The organism is Dickeya ananatis (genome assembly GCF_019464615.1).
In the GTDB taxonomy this organism is placed as follows: Bacteria; Pseudomonadota; Gammaproteobacteria; order Enterobacterales; family Enterobacteriaceae; genus Dickeya; species Dickeya oryzae.
In genome coordinates, this window is sequence record NZ_CP040816.1 from 4,135,928 (window position 1) to 4,162,299 (window position 26,372).

Genomic DNA, 26,372 nt, shown 5'->3' on the forward strand with positions numbered 1-26,372 from the left:
CGTTTACCGGAGGCCCCGTGTTATGAGTGGAGGAGTTATTTTATTTCTTCATCACCCTTAATGTCGCCATCTGACAATCCAGATAAATGCAAAAGCGCAAATAAATGCAGATAGCGGTTTTTTCGTCATGCCATCACCACGTTCGTGACGGGTGCGGTCTGACAAACACAACGGGTACAGCATCAGCAAAAAAAAGACGAGAAAACAATAAAGAACAGGGTGCTTTTCTCGTCCCATCAAAATCAAGTGAAGTGATCAACGAGGAAAATAGTATTATTAAAAACGGAACAAACCATTGTTATTTTAATTACTAAATAGGTTTAATAATTTACTTTTAAGAGTAAAAACACCCTTTCAAAAACAAATAAATATTTACTTTTATTGTGCATAATAACAATTATTGAACATGCTATTAACGATAATGTTAATAGCAATTTATCGCCATATTCCTTTTTCACCGTGATTATTTATTGGTTTATTTCACCTGATTCGTTCAGGAAGTAAAATAATTCTAAAGGGTTATTCACTATTCACCTTCTATACCCAAAATAATTCGAGTTGCAGGACAACACGCTGGCGTGTTGAACAACGCCACGCGTTGACCCTTTAGGGCAAGGCTCGTTAGAACCTTGTAACGCGGCAATCGAGCGAATCCCCAGGAGCTTACACAAGTAAGTGACTGGGGTGAACGAGAGCAGCCAACACACCTGCAACTTGAAGTATGAAGGGTATATATGAAGAAAACTATTCAACGACCGTAAAGCGAACCACTCCCAGCCTTGAAGGAAGGCGCGGGAAGCGTGACGCGAAATGTTAAAAAACCGCTCATGGACACACCGCGAGCGGTTGGTAACAGGAGGAACAGAGCGTTAAGCCTTATCGTCAGGCGCACTCTCATTGAGCGCGGGGACCAGTCGGCCAATAGCGATACGCTGCGGTTGCAATGCCTGCGGCACCTCGCGGATCAGATCAATATGCAGCAACCCATGCTGGAACTGGGCCTGTGACACATGCAGGTGTTCGGCCAGGGTAAAACTCAGCGTGAAGGGTTTGAACACCAGCCCTTGGTGCAGATACTGCACTTTTTTCTCTGGTAATGTCGGCGTGCCTTTCACGGTCAGACGCTGGCCTTCCACTTCAATATCCAGCTCAGACTGGCGGAATCCGGCCAACGCCAGTGTAATGCGGTAATGGTTATCGTCGATTTTCTCGATATTGTACGGCGGGAACTCCACGGCGTCCTGATTACCCATAGAACTGGCGAGCTTGTCAAAGCCAATCCATTGACGCAGCAGGGGGGATAAATCGTAATTACGCATACTCATAACTCCTTCTGTGAAGCGAGATAATGGTTTCCGGCCGATGACCGGATCGTCCCCGTTCGGCGGACGAGAAAAAATCAGGATTCGGGGTGATAGCACTCACGCCCGGTCATCCACGTAACGCCGTGGCGTGACACGCCAGCGGCCATGGCGGTTATTTGATTTCGATACGACGCGGTTTGAGCGTTTCTGGAATCACCCGCTGTAACTCAATAAACAGCAAGCCATTCTCCAGGCTGGCGCCATGAATCTGGATGTGCTCGGCCAGTTGGAATTTGCGCTCAAAATTGCGTTCGGCAATACCTTGATAGAGGTAATTGCGTGGGGTGGCGTCACCACTATGCGAACCTTTGACAATCAGCATGTTATCGTGCGCGGTGATCTCCAGTTCGCTTTCAGCAAACCCAGCCACGGCAATGGCGATGCGATACAGGTTTTCGTCAACCAGCTCAACGTTATAGGGAGGGTATCCACCATTCCCCTGGCTCTGGCCAGCTTCCAGCAGATTAAACAGACGGTCAAAACCAATAGCAGAGCGATACAGCGGGGAAAAATCGGGATTACGCATAAACTCTCTCCTGACATGCAGCGAGGTCAATATCGACGGCCCTCCATCCGGACGGGCTCCTGACCGCAGCCACTGTGTTCCAGAAACACAGCGCCATACCCTGTCGGCGTATGTCTGCGGCTCTGATTGAGATATGGTGATTTGTCTCTGCTTTTCAACACGGCAGGTGGAAAATTTTTCTTATTCTCTAACCCGGTCCTGATGTAATCGCATACACTGGACAACGAGCACATTTTGCTAAAACATGTAAGCACATGCAGGTCGATGGCGGTCGATGTAAGTACAGTCAACCACGTAACCGGGACGATTTACCTCAAGGTAACATGATGACCATTCTGAAAAATGCCTCATTGTCGTTCGTGCTGTCAGGCGGGATACTGGCGACGTGCGGCGGTTGCTCCAGCGTGATGACCCACTCTGGCGGCGAGCAAGGATACTATTCCGGCACCAAAGCCAGCATGACCACGCTGAAAGATGAGGACACCAGTTGGGCGATGATGCCGATGGTGGCGCTTGATGTCCCCTTCTCCGCCATGCTGGATACGCTACTGTTACCCTATGACTTCTATCGCACCCACAGCGATACCCACAGCACCTCCGCGCGCGATCGTCTGGGAGAATACGAGAGCCGCCAGCCGATGGGTTCCCCTCCGCCTTTACTGGTGATGCCAGCGTCGGCGAATAACGCCGGTCAGTGATGCCCGGCCTGACGGCGATGGATAAGCGTCATGGGGATCACCGCTTTATGCGGTTGCACCTCACCGTTTAACGCCTGCTGCATCGCGGTAAACGCCTGTTCTGACCACGCATCTTCATTCTGACGCATCGACCACAGCGTATTGGGCAAGAACCCCAGCATGGCGTGTTCATCGAAGGTGCCGATATTAATATGCGCCGGAATATAGCCATAGCGTTCACGAACCACACTGAGCATCCCCTCCAGCACCGGCAGTGACGACGCGATAAACGCGGGTGGCGGCGCATCGTGTTGGCGCAAAAACTGCTCCATCATCAACATACCGTCCTCGCGGCGGTTATGGCTGGCTTCCAGCACCGCTGGCGTCAGGCCCGCCTGCTGCACAGACTGGTGATAACCACGCAGACGATCGCGGATCGCCGGTTGCTGTACGTCACCCGCCATAAAAAACAGCGGTGCGGCAGGCTGGGCAGCCAGCATCGCCTGAGTCAGCGCCGCGCCGCCTTGCAGGTTATCACTCATTACCAGTGGCAACTGTTCGATACCAAAATCGCGGTCCAGCAGTACCAGCGGCTTTTTCACCACCTTCGCGTGATGCTGCGCGGCCTGTAGCGATGAGGGCACCACAAACAGCCCGTCGACATTACGCTGCAACAGCGCCTCCACCAGCCGGTTTTCATACTGTGGGTCACTGTAAGAACAGCTGATCATCAGTTGGTAGCCCACCTCACGGCAGCGCGTTTCGAGCTTTTCGGCCAGCGTAGAGAAAAACAGGTTGGATAAACGGGGAACAATAAGCCCCAGCGTTTCGGTTTTATTCAGCTTCAGGCTGCGGGCGACGTGATTAACGGTATAACCGTACTCCGTCACATACTGGTGGATGCGTTGCTGGGTTTTAGCACTGATTCGATACTGTTCCGCTTTTCCATTGAGTACCAGGCGTACCGTGGTCACGGACAACTTCAAGGCACTGGCAATCTGTTCAACTGTTTTCGCCATGAAACAGAATATCCCTATGAGAACTGAAAGATAACCAGTGTAACGGAATAACTAACTCGACGCAGCTAAAGCGCGGCCTACCCTGGCCGCGATCAATAAATCACACGTCTTTGGTCATATCCCGACGTGATGTTTCCGGCGCTTTCCAGGCAGCGAAGGCCGCGACCAGCGCTGCTACCGTGACGTAGGTTGCCACCAGCGTCCAGGACTCGTTATCTATCGCCGTCAGCCCCTTGGCGATAAACGGAGTAAAACCACCGGCCACAATCGCCCCCAGTTGCGCACCGATAGACGCGCCGCTGTAGCGCACTTTCGGGCCAAACAGTTCGGTAAAGAACGCCGGTTGCACCGCGTTAATGGAGTTATGAGCGATATTGATCAGCAACACATACCCCAGCACCATCAGCCCAAAAGAACCACTTTCCAGCAGATAGAAGAACGGGAATGCCATTGCCGCCGCGCACAATGCACCGAAGATATAGATAGGACGACGGCCCACCCGGTCAGACAGCGCGCCAAACAACGCGTGCATCGGGAACGCCAGCACACAGGTCGCCATGATCACGTTGAGCATGGTTTGCTTCGGCACGCCTAACTGCACCGTGGCGTAGGACACGGCGAACACCGTCGCCAGGAAGAACGGCACACTTTCCGCGAAGCGCAACACCATGATCAAACAGACGCTGCGCCACTGATTACGCAGCACCTCCACCACCGGGCTCTGACGCGGTGCGGTATCACGCTGATTCGCCTGCTGCTGTTGCTGCTTCTGAACCTGTTGGAACACCGGGGTTTCATCCACCTTGCGGCGCATGTACAGCCCCACCAGCACCAGCGCCACGCTCAGCATGAACGGCACACGCCAGCCCCAAGACATCAGTTGATCTTCCGGCAGCGTCGAGACCATGGCGAATATTGCCGTCGCCAGTAGTTGGCCGGAAAAACCGCCCGTCTGCGGGATAGAGCCTAACAAGCCGCGACGATTGGCAGGCGCGGTTTCCACCACCATCAGCATTGCGCCGCCCCATTCGCCACCAACCAGAAAACCCTGCACAAAACGCAGCACCACCAGCAAAATCGGCGCCCAGACACCGATCTGATGATAGGTCGGCAGGCAGCCGATCAAAAAGGTCGCCATCCCCATGCCACCGAGGGTAATCAGCAGCGTTAGCTTACGCCCCAGGGTATCGCCCATATGGCCAAAAAAGATGCCACCCAACGGACGGGCGATAAACCCCACGCCAAAGGTGGCGAACGACGCCAGCATCGCCGTTACCGGGCTGACATTGGGAAAGAACAGTTTGCCAAATACCAGTGCGCTCGCCAGTCCGTAGAGCAGGAAATCGTAAAACTCGATGGTGTTGCCAATCCAACTGGAGATCACCACACGACGAATGTTGGATTTGTTGTGCATCGCCTGGTGTTGGGATAATTCCACGGAAATCGACATGATGTTCCTCGCTTTATGATTTTATCGCCCTTCAGGCAAAACCATCCGGACGCCGCCTAACCCGGAGGTTGGCGGGGGGTGTAGGGTACAGTTTTTTTTGAGTGCTACAACGACTACCCGCTGAATATCAGCGCGCAGTAAACGATATTTTTTCGATTCCAGGTGTAGGTCACATGTAACGTATCGCCATCAGCAATAATGGCGGGATAAGAAAACTCGCCGGGCTCCTGCTCAAGACAGAGAGCGTCCTGCCAGTGTTCACCGTTATCCGTAGAACAGGCCACGGCTAACGGGTAGCGACGATGCCAGTTGCCGGTCACCGGGTTGTAGACCAGCACCAGACGACCAGCGCCCAGATGCACCAGATCGACGCCGCTATTATTGTTTGGCAAACCCACAGCGTAAGCCTCGCACCAGTGACGGCCGTAATCGTCAGAATCGCTACGGTATAACGTGCCACGGGTACTGCGCATCAGTACGTGTACCCGCCCGGGTGACGACTCCCATGCCGACGGTTGAATCACACCGTCCCACTGGAATACACGGGTCAGGTCGTTTTCCCACAGCGCCGCCTGCTCCAGCCCCGACCACAAGGCCTCACGGCCATGCTCGCCGGGTAGGCGATGGGTCAACGGGATAAGCGCGCTCTGCCAGCTCTGCCCTTGATCAGCGCTGAGATCGACAAACGCGTCCCAGTGGCGGTCATCCTCGACGGACGCGGGAGCCAGCCACTCGCCGTTAGACATCGCCAACAGCTTATTCTTCACCGGCCCGCGCGGTACGCTGTCGCCGGGCACCAGCGGGCGCGGTGCGGACCAGCTCGCACCTTCATCCGTGGACAGCTGTACCCGCGTCTGCCAGTGGTGTACGTCAGCCCCCACCTTGTAGAACAGCCACAGCGTGCCCGCCTGCCAATGCAGCACCGGGTTCCAGTGCGCCAGCCCGTCTTCCCAGGCCACCCGAACCGGCGGTAACCAGCGCCCCTGCTCGCGGCTCGCCAGCCAGATAGCGGTATCGCCACTGCCTTCTTTTTCACCGGCAAACCAGGCAACCCGTAACCGCCCACCCGGCAACGCCACCACGGTCGAGGCGTGGCAGTTGCCAAAATAGTCGTGCCCCTCGGGCAGGACACATTGCCGTGTTGTCGTTGTCAGCCTCATCAGGATGTCCTTGCGTTAGCGTGGCGATACCGGGAGTCCGGCCGCCAGCGTATTGCCCAGCCGGAGCATGCTCTCGATAGCCTGTGGGAAAAAACTCTCGTCGTAAGCCGCACTATTGCGTACCCGACAAACGTGGGTCGAGAACGTACCACATTGTTGCTGATAGAACTTGGCGCAGGCCGGATAATCGAGAAATTCCACCAGCGCCGCCGTACCGAGGTAGTCCGCCAAATGCGCCGCCGCCTCCGGGTGCTCCCGCCAGTGCTCGAACAGCCACACATACAGCTGCGGATGGAAGTTAGCCATCACACCGCTATAAGCCTGACACCCCGCCTGCAACGATGGCAGCAGTGTTTGGCTATTGGCATTTGCCAGATGCAGGCGGGAACCTTGCGCCAGTTGCAACCGCCGACGAATCGTTGGTAAATCGCAACAGGTGTCTTTGATAAAGGTGTAGCGCCCGCTGCGCGCGCACCAGGCGACGGTCTCGTCAGACAGCAACCGCTTGTAAGGATAAGGACACTCGTAAATCCCCAGATCCACCTGCACGGGCAGTTGCGCCGTCAGCGCCTGCAACCGGGCCAGCGCCAGCTCATCGGGCTCGCCTGCCAGCGCCAGCCGGTTACTGATGAGGATCACGCCGTCGACGCCGGTTTCCGCCACGCCGTTGAGTTGATCCACCTGCTGACTGAAGGCACTGGCAGTGTGACCTGACGCCACGACCGGTACCCGGCCATCTACCTGCGCGACGATAAAGCGCACCAGCTCGCGGGTTTCTGCGTCGCTTAAGAAAAACATCTCGCTGGACTGACAGGCGGCGAACAGACCGTGTACACCCGCCTGCAGATACCACTCCACCAACCGCGCCAGCGATGCGTAGTCGATTTCGCCACGCGCATCGAACGGGGTGAGCATCACCGGCCAGATGCCGGTGTACTTGTTTTGATCACTGATCGAAGGGTTGTCGTTGGTCATGATATTACTCCGCCAGCAGTGAATGGGCCTCGCCCGCTACCCATACCTGGATATGCTGCGTCAGCGCCTGGGCAACAAAGGCTTTCAGTACGTCGGCGAGTTTATCGTCGTCCACATACGCCACCGTCAAATGGTTACTCTGGTGACCCGCCATCAGGTCATCACGGGTAACGCCATCCAGTACCGCGTTGAGCAGCGGCCACTCGTAGTTGGTCGCACGGCGACGGCGCTCGAACTCGTCCGCAGGCAGTTCCACCGCGGTACCGGTACCGATATGCATGACAACCTGCGTTCCTTCGTAGTGCGCCCTCGCCCAGACAAAACGCCCCGCTTTACCCTGACCGGCAATCGTGGAGCCGCCATACGGGAAGAACATCGGCGGTTGACGATAGCCGGTAGCACCAGCAATACCGCCTTTAAGATGGGCGAACGGCACCGCGCCAGAAATTTCCAAATCCCAGTAGAAAACGCCCTGATACTCACTGCCCCAGCGAATATCGTGCAGCGTGGTCTCTGCCGGTAATCCCAGCCCGTGCAACAGGTGCCACAACATGACCTGCGGAATGGCGCTGCCCATGTCCACTTCATTGATGCAGGGGATGGCGACATCAGGACGAATCGGTACGCCCTGCTCATCCGGCAGCGGGAAACGCTCCGCATTGCCGATCGCGCCTTCGGCGAAATCGGACGCGGCGCAGCTGTCCTTCAGCCCTTGCTGATACTGCACCCCAACCGCCGACAACCCGAAGCGCTGCACGAAGCGCGCCATCGCGATCATCATCGCGCACTGCTCCAGTACCTGTTCGCGTGTCAGTTGACGGCTGGCGTCATCGCCGAACTCAAAGCGCATCCCACGCTGCTCATACCACGCCAGACAGCTTTCCCGCAGGCTATGCGGCACTTTCGCCATTTCCACCAGCAACGCCGACTGGGACAACGACTCGATCGGCATACCGGTCTGGATCATCGCCTGTTGCGGGAATACACCGTTGATCATCCCCATACAGAAACTATCGAACAGCCCGATAATCGCCTTGTGACGCAAAATGTAGTCCCCGACCTGGCGGCCAATCTGTCCGGCGGTGGTCGCCAGCACCGGGTGAGAAGCGGCCACCGGACGCAGGTAGCCGGTCTTATGGCTCACCGCACCGTCACGCAGCCAGGTCGCCAACCCTTGATGGAACGCCTCATCATCAAAGGTTTCTGACCACAAACGGGAATAACTGCGCCCCAGGCTGGTCAGACAGCCCGCCATACACAACATACCCACCAGTCCCGGCCAGGTGCCGTCAAAGTTGGCCAGCAACAGCACCGGACCACGGTGATGCACCAGCGATGGGGCGATATGGTGGGAATACTGCCAGGCGGTCAGCAGCACAATCACTGGCGCATCCGGGTCGAGTGCGGCGAAAACATCACTGCCTTCCCGCTGGCTGCTGATAAAACCATGCCCGCGTGCGGTGTCTACTGCATGGGCGCGCGTCATGCGGTACCCCAGGTGTTCCAGCACGCTCTGCAGGCGGCTTTCGAATTCTTGTTGGGTCGGCCAGCAGGTCAGGTTGGCGGATTCACGCAAGTCCGCATTGGTAACCAGCAAGACCTCACGTTCGCCGACGGAAAGCGAGCGGGGTGAGACGGGAAGATTCAGTGTCAACATAATGTACTCCTGGTGTCCTCTCCGGACGGTGCCGGAAGAAAATTCGGCTATCAGTGACGGCGCATCTGTTGCTGTGCGGCCTGCTGGTAGTCATACATCTGCAAATAAATCTGATATTTATCGTCGTGAAACGGTTGATGGCCTCGATCGGCGCGGATAAGTGCACCGGGACGCACCAGCGACTGTGCCGCTTGTGGCAACGAGGAATACGCGCCGCACGCCACCGCCCCTAATAACGCCGCCCCCAGCGTGACCGCATCCTCCTCACTCGCCAGTTGAATGTCGCACCCCGTAATGGCGGCGTATTCCCGCAGCCACAGCGGGTTTTTGGTCGCCCCACCGCACATCACCAGCCGGGTAATACGATGACCGGCCTGATTCAACGTCTCGATAATGTGCCGGGTGCCGTAGGCGATAGCCTGCAACGTCGCCAGATAAAGCCGGGCCAGTGCGTCCGGGCCTTGCTCCAGCGTCAGCCCCATCACCATGCCGCGCGCATCCGGGTTCGCCCGTGGCGAGCGATTACCGTGGTGATCCGCCAGCACATGCAGGTGACGGGTCGGTAACGGCTCGCGCTGTTCCAGTGATGCCACCCATTCATTCAATACGGCATACGGGCTACGCTGCTGTTGTTCAGCCTGCGCGAGCAGTGTCGGCCACTGGGCGTGCTGATGTAAGGTCCACTCCACCAGCGCCCCTGCCGCGCTCTGCCCGCCTTCGTTGAGCCACCACTGCGGCAGCATCGCTCCCCAGTACGGCCCCCATACGCCGGGCACCTCGACCGGCTGACGACTGACCAGCATATGGCAGTTAGACGTCCCGCTGATGATGGCCAGACTCCCCTGCGGTTCACTGCCCACCAATGCCAGCCCACCGGCGTGCGCGTCGATGATGCCACCGGCGACCACCACGTTTTCCGGCAATCCCCAGTCGCGCGCGACGTCAGCCGCCAGCGTTCCGGCTGCCTCACCCAGTTGCAGGATGCGTGGCGGGATTTTCTGCACTAAGTCAGCCAACCCGACCGCCTGCAACAGACTGTCGCTAAAGCGATTTTCATGCGCCAGATAGTTCCACTTACACGTCAGGGTGCAGACACTGGCCACATCCGCACCAGTCGCGCGCCATACCAGATAGTCCGCCAAATCGAAAAAACGCCATGTTTGTTGGTAACGTGCGGGGAAATGGCGCTTCAACCACAGGATTTTGGGCAATTCCATCTCGATACTGACTTCGCCACCCACATAGCGCAGTGCCTCGTCGCCAGTGGCGTTGATATCAGCGGTTTCGGTTGCGGCACGGTGATCCATCCACATGATGATGTCCCGCTGCGGGTCATTCTGCTCCGCTACCGATACCGGCTGCCCTTGCTGGCCCACCGCCACCAGCGAGCAGGTGGCGTCGATACCAATGGCACGGACCTGCGAAGGTGCAACCGCCGCCACACTGAGCGCTTCACGCACACAGGTACCCACCGCTTGCCAGATATCCGCCGACGATTGCTCCACCACATGCGTGCGGGGATGAAACTGTTCAATAGGCCGCACCGCAAACGCCAGACGCTGGCCATTGCCGTCAAATACCCCAGCCCTGACGCTGGCTGACCCAACATCCACACCGATAAAACAATCGTTTTTCATGCTGAAATCTCTTTGCTAAGTCGAGTTAGCAATTTATTTTAAGCATGGAGAAGATGACAATGATTTTTGTTGCGAACTGTGAGGCAGATCGGTGAATAAAAAATAATCGTTTGAAAGAAAACAGTTTTATCAGGCAAGTAAAATTGCCTCGCGATGAACACCGCAGAGAAGGTGCTGACGCGGCGTCAGCACTGGGCGGCGCAGACATCCGGTACGCGCCGCCTGAGGGAAAACCGGTGGTTAACGGGCGACCGTCACCACAAAAATCTGGCTGAAACCGTCAATGTCCCGCAGGTAGGCAAGGCGATCGCCATTCGGTGAAAACACCACCGCATCCCCTATGGGCGGCGTTTCACTGCGTGCCGTCTGGCGAATCAACCGACCGGTGGCGACCTCACACAGCATCACGCTGTTGTCGGCAATAAACGCCAGAGAGTCACCGGTCGGATGCCAGCTGAATGCTGACTGTATCGGCCAGTCGCTGTGCGTGACCTGACGCGGCTCTCCCCCGTTCGGCGATACCGTCCACAGTTGCACGATGCCACGACAGTCTTTCATCAGAAACGCGATTTGGCTGCCATCCGGCGAGCTGCGTAACCAGTGGCGCGGTTGATTAACCACACCGGGGTACGGCCTGTCGGCGGTAAAGGTGAGTCGGCGCTGGTACACACCGGCTGGCGGCGCGGGCAAGGTGTCATCAGTACCACCCAGCGGACGTTCGCCGGGGCGGGCGTAGTCGTCCAGTTTTTCCGGTAAATCAACAAGAAACACGTCAGGCACTTTTTCACCGTGCGCCGATAGCGTATCGCCGATAAACGCCAGCGCCCAGCGCTGGCGGCTACCGTCCGGGCGGACATAACCGGTATTGCCGACCCAACCTTCTTCGTAAGCGCGGTTAATATCATCGCTACCAGGACGCGGCTGCGGCGTGGTATGACTCACCAGCACACAGTAATGGCTACCGTCATGCTCACGTGGATGGCGGTGTGGCGCGTCAACCCGGTACAACGGTACCGCTACGCCGACGTTGCGTAAGTCCAACGCCGGGTCACGCTCATGCAACACGTGGTCGTTATAGGTAAAACTCAAGCGAGTACCGTCCGGGCTGAACACATGCACATGAGAGCCGCCGCGCAGTGCACCAGCCAGATAGGGTGCCGTCAAGACACAGGCATCCAGCGTCGTGGCCTGCGGGCGATCGTCATCGGCTATCATCACGCCACGGCGATGGTGAAAATCATACTGCCAGTACGCATCGGGATTTTCCGGACCGTGGATAAACACGTAGCGTTGCGGCGGCACCGGGCTGCCGGTCGCAACACCAACATGCGCGCCTTGCCCGGCACGGTAAAGCACCTCGCACTCGCGGGTTTCCACATTGACGCGCTCAATCGTCGAACCGGTAAACGAAGACCCATGCGGCCGGACATCATAAATCAGCCAGTTTCCATCAAATGACCAGATATTGATGTTGGTCAGCTGATGTGAAAACGCCCCAAATGTTATCTGCCTGTCTTCATTCATCACAGATTCCCCGCTTTGATAAATTAACTTGGCATATCATAAAAAACCACGAAATGAATGACAAAAACAATGAAAATCAGCGGTTTGTTTACAATATTTGACTGTATTGTTGGTCAAAAAAGTAGAAAGATAGCGTCAACAACCTCCGTTTTTCACGAAGGCTAACAGGGCGTAACCTCTCCGTTATATCGAAAGAGCAAACGCCTTTACCAAGATGACCGAAGAAGGAAAGAAACATGAAAAACATCAAAACCATCGCTATCGCCGCCGCCCTTGCCACCGTATCTTTTGGTTCTTTCGCGGCCGCTCATAGCGTCAGCTATGCACAGGCTCAACAGCTGGAAAAAATCGGTGCGGTGTCCGCCACCGCCAATGACCTGACCTCGTTGCAAGCCAAACTGGCGCACAAAGCCAGCGCAGCCGGCGCGTCTGCGTACACCATTACCTACGCTGGCGGCGACGATACCCTGCACGGCAATGCGACTATCTACAAATAATCCTTGACCACGAATTCATCATTATCCCTCAGCCCCGGTGCCTGTGTCCCCCCGGGGTTTTTTATTTTCAACGCCTTACACACTGACTTCATTCAACGCTTACTTATCACCGCTGAAGAGATGATCGTACACATGCTGGAGATGACGCTCCATGCTGGTACGCGCCCGGGCCGGGTCGCGCGCAATGATCGCGTCAGCGATATCGGCGTGATCCTGATTCATGGTGCGGGGGAAATCGGAGTCGGCATAGAGCGTTTCCAGCCGAACAAATCGGCTACTCTGGCGCTTATTCCACAGGTATTCCATCATGTCCTGCAACACCTCATTGCCAGACATTTCGCTCACCAACAGGTGGAAACGCTTGTCTTCATGCAGAAACTGCGCGTCATTAATGTGCAGGCGAGACAAATCGCGGGTGATTTCCTGTAGCGCGGCGCGTTGTTCATCGCTGGCATGTACCGCCGCCAGTTCCGCCATCATCGCCTCGTAGACCTGGCGGGCCTGAATAAACGCCCGCAGGCTGAACTCGTCTTCTGGCAACACAGCGGACGGCGCTTCCGGCAGCGGATCGTTAACGTAAACGCCATTGCCGGTACGGATTTCTACCCAGCCGGTAATCTCCAGCGCAATCAACGCCTCACGGATGGACGATCGGCTCACCCCCAGTTGCTTCGCCAGCTCACGCTCCGAAGGCAGCAATTGCCCGGCCGCAAACTGACCATTTCTGATGCAGTTAATCAGCAGCGTGGAAATCTGCCGATACAACCGCTCAACTTTCAGTGTGGGTAATACCATATCCCCTCCGGATCCCCCGTCAGTCGTGTCCTGTAAACCGATGTGATGCCAACAATAGCCCGCAGCTTACCATAGCCGTCAAAACGTCAGAAAATTAAATGCCCCAGTCTGACGCTTGCGTGTCATCGAGCCCTCTGCCTGATGTTTACGTGATCTAAATCACAGAAATCTCACTACAGGTGGTGAATAGTGAGCTGGTCAGGCGGTCAGGCCACCAGACCGACCATCTAATATTCATTATTTCCCAATCTATACCCAAAATAATTCGAGTTGCAGGACAACACGCTCGCGTGTTGAACAACGTAGTACGTTGGCCCGACAGGGCAAGGCTCGCCAAGAGCCTTGTAACGCGGCGACGCAGCGAATCCCCAGGAGCTTACATCAGTAAGTGACTGGGGTGAGTGACAAATCGGCACTCGCCGATTTGAACGCTGCTTGCTGCGGCCCGTAGGGCGAGGCCCATTGATGGGCCGAGTAAGAAAGCCAACGCATCTGCAACTTGAAGTATGCCGGGTATATAGCTTAAGGAGCTACATTATGGAACACACCTGGCGCTGGTACGGCCCCAACGATCCGGTGTCGCTGGATGATGCCCGCCAGGCGGGCGCGACCGGTATCGTCACCGCCCTGCACCACATCCCCAATGGGGAAGTGTGGAGCATTGAAGAGATTAAACAACGTCAGGCGCTGCTGGCGGAAAAAGGGCTAACCTGGTCAGTGGTGGAAAGCGTGCCGGTGCACGAATCCATCAAAACCCAGGCCGGCGACTACCGGCGTTATATCGCCAATTACCAGCAGTCGCTGCGCAATCTGGGTGCCTGCGGTATCGATACCGTGTGCTACAACTTCATGCCAGTGCTGGACTGGACCCGTACCGATCTGGAATACCCGCTGCCGGACGGCTCCCGGGCGCTGCGTTTTGATCACACCGCTTTCGCGGCGTTTGAGCTGCACCTGCTAAAACGTGACGGTGCCGCTGCTGACTATACCGATGAAGAGCAACGTCAGGCTGCTGCGTATTTCGCCGCCATGACCGACGCTGACAAAGACAAGCTGACCCGCAATATTATCGCCGGTCTGCCGGGTGCTGAAGAAGGTTATACGCTAGAGCAGTTCCGCGCCCAACTGGCGCAGTACGACGGTATCGATAAAGCGAAACTGCGTGAGCACATGGCGGAATTCCTGCGGGCAATCGTGCCAGTGGCGGAAGAAGCCGGTATCGTGCTCGCGGTACACCCGGACGATCCACCGCGTCCGATTCTCGGCCTGCCACGCATCGTCTCCACCATTGAGGACATGCAGTGGCTGAAAGAGACCGTGGACAGCATCCATAATGGCTTTACCATGTGTACCGGGTCTTACGGCGTGCGGGCAGACAACGATCTGGTGAAAATGATCGAAACCTTCGCTGATCGCATCCATTTCACCCATTTACGTGCTACCTGCCGTGAAGACAACCCGAAAAGTTTCCACGAAGCAGCCCACCTGAATGGCGACGTGGACATGGTGAAGGTCGTGAAAGCCATTCTGGCGGAAGAATACCGTCGCCGTCAGCAGGGCAACACCCGCTCCATCCCGATGCGCCCCGACCACGGTCACCAGATGCTGGATGACCTGAAGAAGAAAACCAACCCCGGTTACTCTGCCATCGGGCGGCTGAAAGGGCTGGCGGAAGTGCGCGGCGTCGAGCTGGCTATCAAACAGACGTTCTTTAACGACTGATCCGCACACTCCACATCTTATACCCTAAATAATTCGAGTTGCAGGACAACACGCTCGCGTGTTGAACAACGTAGTACGTTGGCCCGACAGGGCAAGGCTCGCCAAGAGCCTTGTAACGCGGCGACGCAGCGAATCCCCAGGAGCTTACTCAAGTAAGTGACTGGGGTGAGTGACAAATCGGCACTCGCCGATTTGAACGCTGCTTGCTGCGGCCCGTAGGGCGAGGCCCATTGATGGGCCGAGTAAGAAAGCCAACGCATCTGCAGCTTGAAGTATGACGGGTATATTCGTTTGGCCCGCCTGCGCCGGGGGTCAAACGTTCAACACAAACTTCTCAATCGCGTAAGCCACGCCATCTTCACGATTAGAGCGGGTAACGAATTGGCTCACCGCTTTGACGCTATCAATCGCATTGCCCATCGCTACACCCAGACCAGCAAACTCGATCATCGCCAAATCGTTTTCCTGATCGCCCAACGCCATCACTTCATCACGCTCCAGGCCGAGGTGCTGCGCCAGCATTTTGACCCCTTCGCCTTTATTCACGCGCTTATCCAGAATCTCCAGATAAAACGCCGCGCTTTTCATGATGGTATAACGTGCGAAATCCTGCGGTGGAATACGGGCAATAGCGGCATCCAGCACCTCGGGCTCATCGATCATCATCACTTTTGGAAAACGCAGGTTGCGGTCCATTTCCTCTACCGCACGGTATTTCAGTGGCATGCTGGTCAGGTGAGACTCATGCACGGTGTAGGCGCTAATGTCTTTGTTGGCGGTATAGACATAATTGAAATCAAGCGCGTGGAAATGCACCCCCAGCTCGCGTGACAGCGCTTCAAAATAGAGATAATCCTCAAAGCTCAACGTCGTTTGTGCCACGCACTCACCCGTCAATGTGCTCTGCACTAACGCGCCATTGTTAGTGATGCAGTAATGTCCGTCCTGCTGCAACGCCAGTTGTTGCAAATAGCGCTCGATACCAATGAACGGACGTCCGGTCGCCAGTGCTACATACACACCCTTTTCACGGGCAGCCGTAATCGCTTGTTTTACCGCAGGCGAAATATGGTTTTCCGGCGTCAGCAACGTGCCGTCCATATCAATCGCAATCAGTTTTATCGCCATGAATAATCCCCAATAATCAACCTCATTGCCCGCATGCTAACGCGATTTAACCGGACGAAGCCAGAAAAACAGCGGCAAAGCATGGTGTGAGAATTAAAGGACTGCTTGGGCACGCCGATACTATAAACGTGATGTGGTTCACAATACGGACATCGTTCAGACCGCACGCATTCACCTGCTGTTGATTTTTCTTTCATCCATTTGAATGGCTTCACACAGGGGAGTTTTATCATGTCCATTGAACTGCTTTCCCATCCTTCCTATACCCAGACACCTCTGTCTTCGCTCCCTGCCGCCAGCAAGGGAAAGTTATCTACCCGAGCGCTGGTCCTAATGGCCACGGTATTCATCATCATCTGCGGTTTTATCCTGACTATCGGTTTCCTGCTGTGGCAATCCGGCCAGCAGCAAAAAGCCACCGCCCAACAACTACTGGAGCAGACGGCGTATACCAGCACCTACTCAGTACAAAACCGGCTTGATGTCGCCCTGTTTGCCGCCCGGAATTTGGTGCAGAGTGTCATTAGCCTGCGGGAAGCCGGTGCGCCAGACCGCGCGGTTGCTGAACGGCTGCTGGAAAATGCGCTCAAAAGCCATCCGGATTTACTGTCGATGTCGCTGGCATGGGAGCCGAATGCATTTGATGGCAAGGATCAGCAGTACGCCAGCCAGCCGGAACAAGACCCGAAAGGCCGGTTTGTTCGCTATGTGGACCGCGATAACGCCGGTCAGGTGGCGTTGCACAACCTGACCGACTACGAAACCCCCGGCAGCGGCGATTACTACCTGTTACCGCGAAAGTTACAAAAGGAAGTGATCCTGGAGCCTTACAGCTACCCCTATAACGGGGTTGATGTTCTGCTCACGTCTATTGCGGTGCCTATCATGATTAACGGTAAGTTTTACGGTTCGGTCACCGCGGACTTCTCGCTGGCCACACTGCAAAACATGGTCAACGACATTAAGCCGTTTGGCGGTGCTGGTTACGCCATGATGTTTTCCTCCAGTGGAAACTACATCGCCCACCCGGACGCCAGCCGTATTACCAAAAAGCTCGATGATGACCCGAAACTGCTGGAGAGCATCCAGTCAGGAACCCCGTTTGTTTCCAACCGCGTGAGCTCCTTCACCCAGAAAGAGATGATGAATGCCTACCTGCCGATTACTATCGGCAATACCGGCACGCCATGGATGTTGGGCGTCACGGTACCCGAACAGGTGGTCATGGCGGAATCCGTACGGTTACGCTACATCGGCGCGTTCATGACGCTACTGAGTATTCTGGTTGTCTCCGGGGTGATTAGCGTTATCTTCACCCGTAAGGTGCTGCGCCCAATAGGCGGTGAGCCGACGGAGGCCGCGCGAATCGCCCTGGCGGTGGCACAAGGTGACCTGACATTCCACATTCCAGTGCAGCCCAAAGACACCAGCAGTATCTTCTATGCGATGTCGGAAATGCAGCAGCAGTTACGCAATATTGTGGAGCAACTGATGTCCACCAGCGAATCGGTCAGCCACGGTGCCGCAGAAATTTCAGCCGGTAACGTCGACCTGGCATCCCGCACCGAACAGCAGGCCGCGGCGCTGGAAGAAACCGCCGCCAGCATGGAGCAAATCACCGCCACCGTGAAGCAAAACGCCGATAACGCGCACAGCGCTACCCGGCTGACACAAAACGCGGCGCACATTGCCCAGCGCGGTGATGAGATTGTCGGTCAGGTGGTGAGCGTGATGGGTAGCATTGACGACAGTTCGAAGAAAATCAGCGAAATCACCACCATCATCAGCAGCATTGCCTTTCAGACCAATATTCTGGCGCTCAATGCGGCGGTAGAAGCCGCCCGCGCTGGCGAACAGGGTCGTGGTTTCGCGGTAGTGGCGGGCGAGGTACGCAGCCTGGCCCAACGCAGCGCAGATGCCGTCAAGGATATCACGGCGCTGATCGGTGAATCTGCCGAACGGGTCGGTCATGGGGTCAGTATGGTGGAAAATGCCGGGAAAACCATGCGGGACATGCTGGCCGCCGTCACCTCGGTCAACGATATCATGAGCGAGATTGTCGCCGCCTCCGATGAACAATCACGCGGCATCAGTCAGGTAACGCAGGCGGTGCATGAAATGGACGGCGTCACCCAACAGAACGCCGCACTGGTACAACAGGCGACGGCGGCCGCGGCCTCTCTGGAAGATCAGGCTCGGCAACTGGCGCAACTGGTGCAGGTGTTCCGTATCCATTAGGCTCAGGATAACGCTTACATAGTAGCCATTCCTCAATAACAAATAAGGGCATAGTCATCGCTATGCCCTTATCGTTGGTTTGGTCTATCGTCGTCTATCTGCACGCATCAGCACCGTTTGTGCTGCTTACACCTCTTCATCACGCAGCGGCACAATCAGCATGTCGATATGTACCGTATTGATCAACTGACGCGCGGACGACATCAATTTGCTCCAGAAATCCTGATGATGACCACACAACACCAGATCAACATCATATTTGCGAATCGCGTCGACCAGCACCTGACCCAGATCACCGCTGCCGCTCAGGGTTTCCGAAATAGGATAACCGGCACCGTCCGCCAGGTCTTTCAGGGCATTCTGGGTTTCTTCGGAAATGCGTTGCTGCATGTCGCCCAGATTGACATCAATAAGCCCGGTGTAGAGATCGGAGTAATTCACGTCAACATGGATCAAAGAGACTTTGGCATCATACGGCCGCGCCATGGAGACCGCTTTTTCCACTAACACCTTACTTTCCGGTGACAAGTCAACCGCAATAAGGATGTGTTTGTAAGCCATGATTAAGCTCCTTCCTAATGACTAACTGATGGGTCAGCAGATATTTCTCCTGCCAGTCTGACAACCTATGGCAGTCATGAGCATAACACCCCCTCAATTTCGGGTTATGTTCAACGGATCACAACGCCACACATTTTGTAACGGTTCTACGACGGCGGATAACCACTTCCCCTGAAGTGACCACCCATTTGCGCCGATAACTCTTTATACCCGTCATACTTCACGCTATACCCGTCATGTTTCACGTTGCAGGTGTAGTGGTTCCTGTAACACGAATAATTGAGGTATGCAGGGGAAAGCCTCTCGCCCGTGCGTAAAGTGTAGCTGAAAAGAACAAGGTCTATGGCAGAGAAAACAGCGCCAGATCAAAAGAAGTCATGATGTTTTTAGCTATCAGGAACCTTGCATCAGGTATGGAAAAAAAGCGTCAGGCTCTTCTACAATGAAATTGGAGGGGGACTTTTCGGGTTCTTTTCCAGACAGGGATATCGAGGTGAAGAAGAATACCTGGGCAACTCGCCATGGTCTGGCAGCCCCATAACATCGCGTGAATAACGTGTGGCATAAATACCCACAGATGTGACGTCAGCAGGACCCGACGCCTACCCGCATCTGGAGGGTCATAATCCGGGAGGGAAGCATGATGATTAGTACATTTGCGCTTTTCTGGGCTTTATGTGTCGTCTGTGTCATCAATATGGCGCGATATTATTCTTCGTTGCGAGTGCTGCTGCTGATTCTGAGAGACTGTGATCCGCTACTGTACCAGTATGTGGACGGAGGCGGTTTTTTCACCTCCCACGGGCAGCCCAGCAAGCAATTACGGCTGGTTCGCTATATCTACGCACAACGTTATCTTGACCATCACGATCCGGAATTCATCCGTCGCTGCGCACGAGTGCGCGGTCAGTTCCTGCTGACCTCGGCCTTATGCGGGCTGGTGGTAGTCAGCCTTATCGGCCTTATCATGTGGCACTGAGGTGAACTACGACAGCGGTGGCGGACGCCTCAACCGGTCGTGTACCCCTATCAACCCTTAAATAACGCAACACTGAAAGCAGAAAGGCGACCGGGTGGCCGCCTTTCTTATTTGGTGGTGATAACGATGTGATTTAACGATAACGATGTTATACCGTGGTGGCATATCGCCACCAGTCAGACAACCTTCAATGCCAGCCAGTACAGAACCCCGGACAGCAACATCGATACCGGCAGGGTAAACACCCAGGCCAGCATAATGTTTTTCACCGTTTTCCCCTGCACACCGCCGCCATCAACAATCATGGTTCCCGCCACCGCGGACGAGAGCACGTGTGTGGTGGAAACCGGCATGCCGGTATAACTGGCGATACCGATGGACACCGCGGCCGTTACCTGCGCCGAGACACCCTGCGCATAGGTCATGCCTTTTTTACCGATCTTCTCACCGATAGTGACCGCCACGCGCTTCCAGCCCACCATGGTACCGAGCGACAACGCCAGCGCTACCGCAACAATAATCCACACGGGTGCGTACTCGACCGTGTAGAGCAGGTCGCCGCGCAGGTTGTTGAGCAGACGTTTGTCATCAGCCGAGGTTTCCGGCAGTTTGACGACGCGATCGAGGGTATCGGAAATGCACATCAGCAGGCGACGAGCACGGGCGCGATCGTCTGCGGCCAGATCATCATAACTCTTCACATTATTCAGCAGCGTCAGTGCGCGGTCGACGGCGATCAACGCACGCGAGGTATCGCAGTGAAAATCCGGTTTGTTGCCGGTAGAAGGGATCACATTTTCCGGTGCCGGAATGACCGGCTGAGACAAATCAATCACATGAGCCAATGTCGCCTGATGAGACTGATAGTAGGTTTGCAGATTCGCCACCGCGTCGCGGGTACGGCTAATGTCATAACCGGAGGCACTCATATTCAGCACAAACCCGGCGGGTGCCACGCCAATCAGCACCAACATGATAAGACCAATGCCTTTTTGACCGTCGTTAGCGCCGTGAGAAAAACTCACCCCTACCGCAGACAGGATCAGCGCAGTCCGGGTCCAAAACGGTGGCTTACGTTTGCCATCTTGTTTTTCACGCTCAGCCGGCGTCAGGTGAATCCGCTGGCGCTTCTTATTACCGCTCCAGTAACGACGCAGCAGATACACCATCAACCCGGCGATGATCATACCAACCACCGGTGATACCAGCAGCGACAGGAAAATACTGACCATTTTGGGAATATTGAGTGCATCCACCACCGAGGTGTGGCTCACCAGCGCATTGGTTAAACCAATACCGATGATGGCACCGATCAGGGTGTGGGAACTGGAAGCCGGTAAACCAAAGTACCAGGTCCCCAGGTTCCAAATGATCGCCGCCAGCAGCATGGAAAACACCATCGCCAGCCCGTGGGTGGAACTGACGTTCAGCAGCAAATCGGTTGGCAGCAGGTGGACGATGGCATACGCCACACTCAGCCCTCCCAGCAATACCCCGAGGAAATTGAAAATACCGGCCATGACAACCGCCAGTTGGGCACGCATCGCACGGGTATAGATAACAGTGGCTACCGCGTTGGCGGTATCGTGAAAGCCGTTAATAGCTTCGTAGAACAGAACAAACAGCAAGGCGAGAACCAGCATCAGACCGGTGTGGAAATCAAGCCCGGCAAATAAATGTAACATAAGTGTTAGGCCATGTAGTGGTCATGAACGCGGCGCATTATCGGTGACAAGCTGAAACGGGAAAAGCAAAATATGACATTATTTTGACTTAAATTACGCCACTTCTGCCGGTGACTTTGATTTAGCTAATTAAAATCAATGCATTATTGATTTCACCCCTCCACATACTCTGTTACGGGTAACGACACCATCCCACTGTCACCACATGGCGTCAGGTGCCTGCAGGCAGATGACCGACGAAGAGACATCCCCTATAATCGGCCCCCCGGATATCACCGGCGCAAGAGCGGGAGAGCAATGTGGAACAGTTTGACGTCATCATCATTGGCGCGGGAGCAGCCGGGCTATTTTGCGCGGCACAGGCAGGCCAGAGAGGGTTACGTGTGCTGCTGGTGGATAATGGTAAAAAACCGGGCCGCAAAATTCTGATGTCCGGCGGTGGACGCTGCAACTTTACCAATCTGTACGCCGAACCAGCGGCTTACCTGTCGCACAACCCGCACTTCTGTAAATCTGCCCTCGCCCGCTATACCCAGTGGGATTTCATCAGTCTGGTTAGCCGCCACGGCATCGCGTATCACGAAAAAACGCTCGGCCAGTTGTTCTGCGACGATTCCGCGCAGCACATCGTCGATATGCTAATGAAAGAGTGCGATGCCGGTAACGTGACGCTGCGCCTGCGCAGCGAGGTGCTGTCGGTAGAAAAAAACGCGCTGTTCCAGGTGAAGCTCAATACCGGTGTGGTACAAGCGCGTGCGCTGGTTATCGCCACCGGCGGGCTGTCGATGCCCGGTCTGGGGGCCACACCATTCGGTTATCAACTGGCGGCACAATTTGGCCTCAACGTGTTACCGACGCGCGCCGCACTGGTGCCGTTTACCCTGCACAAGCCGCTCCTGGAGCAATTACAAACGCTCTCCGGCGTGTCGGTACCGGCGGTGGTCTGCGCCGCAAACGGTACCACCTTCCGCGAAAATATCCTGTTTACCCACCGCGGCTTGTCCGGCCCGGCCATTCTGCAACTGTCCAGCTACTGGCAGCCGGGAGAATTCGTCACCATCAATCTGTTGCCCACGCATGATCTGGCGCAATGCCTGAACGCCGAGCGTCAGGCACACCCGAACCAAAGCCTGAAAAATACGTTGTCGCAATGGCTGCCGAAACGACTGGTGGAATGTCTGCAAGCATTGGGGCAGCTACCGGATGTCACCTTAAAGCAGCTCAATAAGTCGCAACAGGCCGAGGTGGAAGCGACGCTACAACAATGGCGGGTACAGCCTAACGGCACCGAAGGTTATCGCACGGCGGAAGTCACGCTCGGCGGGGTCGATACCCGCGAGTTGTCGTCAAAAACGATGGAAGCCAGCAAATGTCCGGGGTTGTATTTTATCGGCGAGGTCGTGGACGTCACCGGCTGGCTTGGCGGCTATAACTTCCAGTGGGCCTGGAGCTCCGCCTGGGCCTGCGCGCAGGCATTGGGTAATTGAGTCATGGGTTAGGGTTAATTCGCCCCTCCTGATTTGAGCATCTGGGCAGTAGCCTGAGCCTCAATCGTTAATTTTATATTCTTTCATCTTCCGCCATAGGGTCGTTGGACTAATACCAAGAATCATGGACGCTGCCACCCGATCACCATTGGTTTTCTTTATGATACGGGAAATAAGCGTCTTTTCTTGTTTTTTCAATAAAAACCGCTCATCATTATCTATACTTTCAGCCAAGCCATCAGCATCAGGAAACGTCATTTTACTTATATTCATCAGACTATTTTTATCAACAACATCGACATTAATCAAAACAATTAATCTATATATTACCGCCTGTAACTCCCGAATATTTCCCGGCCACGAATAGTGACGCATAAAATCTATGGCATCGTCCGTAAATACAACATTCCGCCCTTGTCGGGATAACATATCATGAATAATCAGCATGACATCATCAGATCTTTCATGTAATGCAGGCAATTTTAATTCAAGTATATTAATTCTATAATATAAATCCTGCCTGAATCCCCCTGATTTCACCAACTCACCCAGATCTTTATTACTCGCAGTGATCAAACGAAAATCAGCGGCGATCAACGAGTCTCCGCCAAGGCGCGAAAATTTCTTTTCCTGCAAAACCCTTAATAATTTTACCTGTACGGATAGCGGTGCCTCACTAATTTCGTCGATAAAAACAGTACCATTCATCGCCATCTCAAATATACCGGGCTTCCCCCCTTTCCTGGCATTGGTAAATGCACCCTCTGCATAACCAAACAGCTCACTCTCAAGAATGCCTTCAGGAATTGCTGCGCAATTGATGGCAATAAAAGGTTCCGCACATCGGGCACTGGCATTATGAATGCTCTGGGCAAATAATTCTTTACCTGTTCCCGTGTCACCTAAAATGCTAACAGGTAAATCATGATGTGCATAAAGTTTTGCTTTTTCTATTACCCTGGAAATAACCTCTGAATTACCTATGATATCGGAGAAAAAATAAGTGGCCACAAACCCTTTAAGATTACTCCGCTTATTGTTCCGCAAATTAACCCATAGCGAGTTATCTTGTTTGAATCCGGTTATCACACTATAGAAATTTTGTTTATTTGAGAAGTGTTTAATCGTGAGATGTATAATATCGCCATCAATTTCCACCACCAAATCTTTAACATCAACCTCATTGATTATGCTACCAAAAATATCTTTAAACGCGTCTTTTTTAAAAATCTTATCACCGGGATTGCACTGAAACAACTCAACCCCTTTGCCATTTATACTAATCACCTCTCCAGTCTGATCGATACACATAATAGCTTCGCGAGACTGGTTCAGGGCTGAATAGCTCATAGAGAGCTTCTCATTTTCTTTACTTATATACTTTAAAAGGCTAAATGCCTCATTAAGCGCCTGCTCAATAGAGACATTATCGGTATCCCCCATCACAACATTCAGGTTGTACTTTTTAGCCATCTCGGCAACGGCAAGACCACCCAGGACCAACTGATAATCATTATCCGCAAGGCTTTTTACCACACTTTCAATATCATAATGGTTGTAAACCTGACATATTTTGAATTCTTCATTAGTCATATTCTGATAATGTCTGAGAACATTACAGAATTGCGGAAAGCCTACAGCAGCAATTTTCTGAGATTTATTTTTGGCTTCCTGAATGATGCGATAAATACCATAAAAATCATGAGCTATCTCAACAATGGGAACATTCACATTACTTCTTAGCAATGCCGCAGTCCCGCCACGACTAATAATTATCTTCGTTCCCCACTGAATAAGTTCAAGCGCCTTTTCCACCACATCAAGATAATTTAATTCGTATAACGGAATATCTAACTCTCTTTCGAGCAACACGTTAGAAATTCGTTGAGTAATCGTTTTTGAGACTGAAAAAATAACGACCTCATTACTTTTCATACGCCACCACATCTTGATTCAATTGGTATAAATAATAATTATATCGCTAAACTATTTTTTATCAATGATAGATATCACACATGCTATTCTGCATACTGTTTATCTGGATGTGGGATAAAATGAAGGCTCTGTGCACCCTGTACACCGAGCCTATTTACATCATCAGCAAATACTACACATCAATGAGGGCTAGAATCTATAACGACGATAAACAATCTGACCATTACATATGGTTGCGCAGTTATCAATATAACGATCGCCCTCTATTTTCTTCCCTTTTGTATCTTCAAATATGACCTTCTGCTTGCACAGCTTAACGATAGCAATATCCGCAAATGCACCAGGTTGTAATGTCCCGATACGGCCTTGCATGTTCATCAGACGTGCTGGCGTCACCGTGACAGCACGAATAACATCAAAGAACGACATCCCCATGTTGAGATATTTCGACATGACAAAAAGCAGGCTATATACCTTGTCGGTACGCAGACTGTTTCTCTGTGTTAAATCCGTACTGATGATATCGGGATAGAAACCTTGCTCCATCGCTTTGCCAGCGACATCAAAATCAAAATGCGCCACGCCGTTTGAGCAGTCGAAAATCACACCTCGGTCTTTCGCGGCTTTAATGCCTTGATAGAGCTCTCCGTTTTCATCGAGAATGGCGTTCCCCGTTCCGTGGAAACAGTGGGCATAGATGTCGTTGGTTTGAAAATGATTAATCAGCTCGTCTGCCGACAACAACGAATCCGTGACATGTACACAAATCGAGGTATCCAGCTCCCGAGCTAACGCAACTGACGCAAAGAAAGGGTCGCTAGCGTAATGTTTTCCTTTAGCGATATCCTGACTGTAGCGTAATTTCAGCCCCAGAATATTTTCTTTATTCTCTGCCAGCGTTTGCGCAATTTTTTCTACGTTATAGTTAGCGGGGTTGGTGTTTTCAAGATACCCGGTAGCCCCACCGCCCAGTGTTGAAAGACCGACATTAACCACATTCAGGTAACTTTTTATTTTCACCATGGATGTGTTAATAACGCTATTTCGAAAGACCGGGTAATTAACCCAGCCACTGCTTCCCGCATCCACCACACTGGTTACACCGTTGGGTAAGCAGATAACATCAGGGTTGACACCGATGGCTGTCCCGCCATGGAAAACATGCAAATGGAAATCCGTCAGCCCCGGTACCACAATACAACCCGCCGCATCAATCACCGTTTCCGCCTGAGAAATATCGGCTTGATTGAGATCGACTATCCGGTTACCAATAATACCAATATTGCGATTCACGTAATCATCATTATCGGTATCAGCAACCAGTCCGTTTTTAATCAGAATATCCAGTTTCATCTT

Annotated in this window: 21 protein-coding genes; 6 read left to right on the top strand and 15 right to left on the bottom strand. The window is 53.8% G+C overall.

Annotated elements, in window-relative coordinates; translation table 11 throughout:
* Positions 1-869: 869 nt before the first annotated feature.
* Both ibpB and ibpA read right to left on the bottom strand, forming a co-directional pair.
* On the bottom strand, positions 870-1,319 hold the full coding sequence (ibpB, locus tag FGI04_RS18440) for a small heat shock chaperone IbpB (RefSeq protein WP_407337097.1): 450 nt from the start codon (positions 1,317-1,319) through the stop codon (positions 870-872).
* A gap of 157 nt (positions 1,320-1,476) precedes the next feature.
* Positions 1,477-1,890 (bottom strand): small heat shock chaperone IbpA, encoded by a 414-nt coding sequence (gene ibpA / locus FGI04_RS18445; protein WP_407337098.1) that lies wholly within the window; start codon positions 1,888-1,890, stop codon positions 1,477-1,479.
* Positions 1,891-2,213: 323 nt separating this feature from the next.
* Between ibpA and FGI04_RS18450 the strand changes: the two genes are divergently transcribed.
* Entirely contained in the window at positions 2,214-2,588 is a 375-nt protein-coding gene (locus tag FGI04_RS18450) for a YceK/YidQ family lipoprotein (protein ID WP_342699696.1), read from the top strand.
* On the opposite strand, the gene FGI04_RS18455 is transcribed toward FGI04_RS18450, so the two are convergent.
* The 7 genes from FGI04_RS18455 to FGI04_RS18485 form a co-directional block, all read right to left on the bottom strand.
* Positions 2,582-3,586: a LacI family DNA-binding transcriptional regulator gene (locus FGI04_RS18455; RefSeq protein ID WP_407322012.1), complete on the bottom strand. Its 1,005-nt coding sequence runs from the start codon at positions 3,584-3,586 to the stop codon at positions 2,582-2,584. The genes FGI04_RS18450 and FGI04_RS18455 overlap by 7 nt on opposite strands.
* Before the next feature lie 100 nt (positions 3,587-3,686).
* Positions 3,687-5,036 carry an MFS transporter gene (locus FGI04_RS18460; RefSeq protein WP_342699697.1) on the bottom strand — a complete coding sequence of 450 codons (1,350 nt, stop codon included), beginning with the start codon at positions 5,034-5,036 and terminating at the stop codon, positions 3,687-3,689.
* A 113-nt stretch (positions 5,037-5,149) separates the two neighbouring features.
* Positions 5,150-6,196, bottom strand: a complete 1,047-nt coding sequence (locus FGI04_RS18465) for a sialidase family protein (RefSeq protein ID WP_407337099.1) — start codon at positions 6,194-6,196, stop codon at positions 5,150-5,152.
* A 15-nt stretch (positions 6,197-6,211) separates the two neighbouring features.
* Positions 6,212-7,171, bottom strand: coding sequence for a dihydrodipicolinate synthase family protein (locus FGI04_RS18470; RefSeq protein ID WP_342699699.1), 960 nt, complete (start codon positions 7,169-7,171; stop codon positions 6,212-6,214).
* Between the two features lie 4 nt (positions 7,172-7,175).
* A complete protein-coding gene (locus tag FGI04_RS18475) occupies positions 7,176-8,828 on the bottom strand; it encodes a signal transduction protein (protein ID WP_342699700.1) in 1,653 nt (550 codons plus the stop codon).
* A 50-nt stretch (positions 8,829-8,878) separates the two neighbouring features.
* A complete protein-coding gene (locus FGI04_RS18480; RefSeq protein ID WP_407337100.1) occupies positions 8,879-10,465 on the bottom strand; it encodes an FGGY-family carbohydrate kinase in 1,587 nt (528 codons plus the stop codon).
* A 240-nt stretch (positions 10,466-10,705) separates the two neighbouring features.
* Entirely contained in the window at positions 10,706-11,989 is a 1,284-nt protein-coding gene (locus FGI04_RS18485; protein WP_407337101.1) for a YidR family protein, read from the bottom strand.
* Positions 11,990-12,225: 236 nt separating this feature from the next.
* Here FGI04_RS18485 and bhsA point away from each other — a divergent pair, with 236 nt between their 5' ends.
* A complete protein-coding gene (bhsA, locus tag FGI04_RS18490; protein WP_342699703.1) occupies positions 12,226-12,486 on the top strand; it encodes a multiple stress resistance protein BhsA in 261 nt (86 codons plus the stop codon).
* Between the two features lie 99 nt (positions 12,487-12,585).
* Here the strand turns inward: bhsA and FGI04_RS18495 are convergent, their stop codons facing one another.
* A complete protein-coding gene (locus tag FGI04_RS18495) occupies positions 12,586-13,281 on the bottom strand; it encodes a FadR/GntR family transcriptional regulator (RefSeq protein WP_342699704.1) in 696 nt (231 codons plus the stop codon).
* Between the two features lie 537 nt (positions 13,282-13,818).
* On the opposite strand from FGI04_RS18495, the gene uxuA reads away from it, so the two are divergent.
* The gene (gene uxuA / locus FGI04_RS18500; RefSeq protein ID WP_342699705.1) at positions 13,819-15,003 is read left to right on the top strand and encodes a mannonate dehydratase; all 1,185 of its coding nucleotides are present in this window, start codon (positions 13,819-13,821) and stop codon (positions 15,001-15,003) included.
* A gap of 312 nt (positions 15,004-15,315) precedes the next feature.
* On the opposite strand, the gene yidA is transcribed toward uxuA, so the two are convergent.
* Positions 15,316-16,131, bottom strand: a complete 816-nt coding sequence (gene yidA / locus FGI04_RS18505; protein ID WP_038906056.1) for a sugar-phosphatase — start codon at positions 16,129-16,131, stop codon at positions 15,316-15,318.
* Positions 16,132-16,362: 231 nt separating this feature from the next.
* On the opposite strand from yidA, the gene FGI04_RS18510 reads away from it, so the two are divergent.
* Positions 16,363-18,369 carry a methyl-accepting chemotaxis protein gene (locus tag FGI04_RS18510; RefSeq protein ID WP_407337102.1) on the top strand — a complete coding sequence of 669 codons (2,007 nt, stop codon included), beginning with the start codon at positions 16,363-16,365 and terminating at the stop codon, positions 18,367-18,369.
* 126 nt (positions 18,370-18,495) lie between these two features.
* Here FGI04_RS18510 and uspA read toward each other — a convergent pair whose 3' ends face one another.
* Positions 18,496-18,930: a universal stress protein UspA gene (gene uspA, locus FGI04_RS18515; RefSeq protein ID WP_012886684.1), complete on the bottom strand. Its 435-nt coding sequence runs from the start codon at positions 18,928-18,930 to the stop codon at positions 18,496-18,498.
* A gap of 643 nt (positions 18,931-19,573) precedes the next feature.
* Between uspA and uspB the strand changes: the two genes are divergently transcribed.
* Positions 19,574-19,909 carry a universal stress protein UspB gene (gene uspB, locus FGI04_RS18520; RefSeq protein ID WP_023641072.1) on the top strand — a complete coding sequence of 112 codons (336 nt, stop codon included), beginning with the start codon at positions 19,574-19,576 and terminating at the stop codon, positions 19,907-19,909.
* A gap of 176 nt (positions 19,910-20,085) precedes the next feature.
* Here uspB and pitA read toward each other — a convergent pair whose 3' ends face one another.
* On the bottom strand, positions 20,086-21,594 hold the full coding sequence (pitA, locus tag FGI04_RS18525) for an inorganic phosphate transporter PitA (protein ID WP_407274874.1): 1,509 nt from the start codon (positions 21,592-21,594) through the stop codon (positions 20,086-20,088).
* A 299-nt stretch (positions 21,595-21,893) separates the two neighbouring features.
* Between pitA and FGI04_RS18530 the strand changes: the two genes are divergently transcribed.
* Positions 21,894-23,081 (top strand): BaiN/RdsA family NAD(P)/FAD-dependent oxidoreductase, encoded by a 1,188-nt coding sequence (locus FGI04_RS18530; RefSeq protein WP_342699708.1) that lies wholly within the window; start codon positions 21,894-21,896, stop codon positions 23,079-23,081.
* Between the two features lie 60 nt (positions 23,082-23,141).
* On the opposite strand, the gene FGI04_RS18535 is transcribed toward FGI04_RS18530, so the two are convergent.
* A complete protein-coding gene (locus FGI04_RS18535) occupies positions 23,142-25,016 on the bottom strand; it encodes a sigma 54-interacting transcriptional regulator (protein ID WP_407337103.1) in 1,875 nt (624 codons plus the stop codon).
* 189 nt (positions 25,017-25,205) lie between these two features.
* Positions 25,206-26,369 (bottom strand): metallo-dependent hydrolase, encoded by a 1,164-nt coding sequence (locus FGI04_RS18540; RefSeq protein WP_342699710.1) that lies wholly within the window; start codon positions 26,367-26,369, stop codon positions 25,206-25,208.
* Positions 26,370-26,372: the final 3 nt, after the last annotated feature.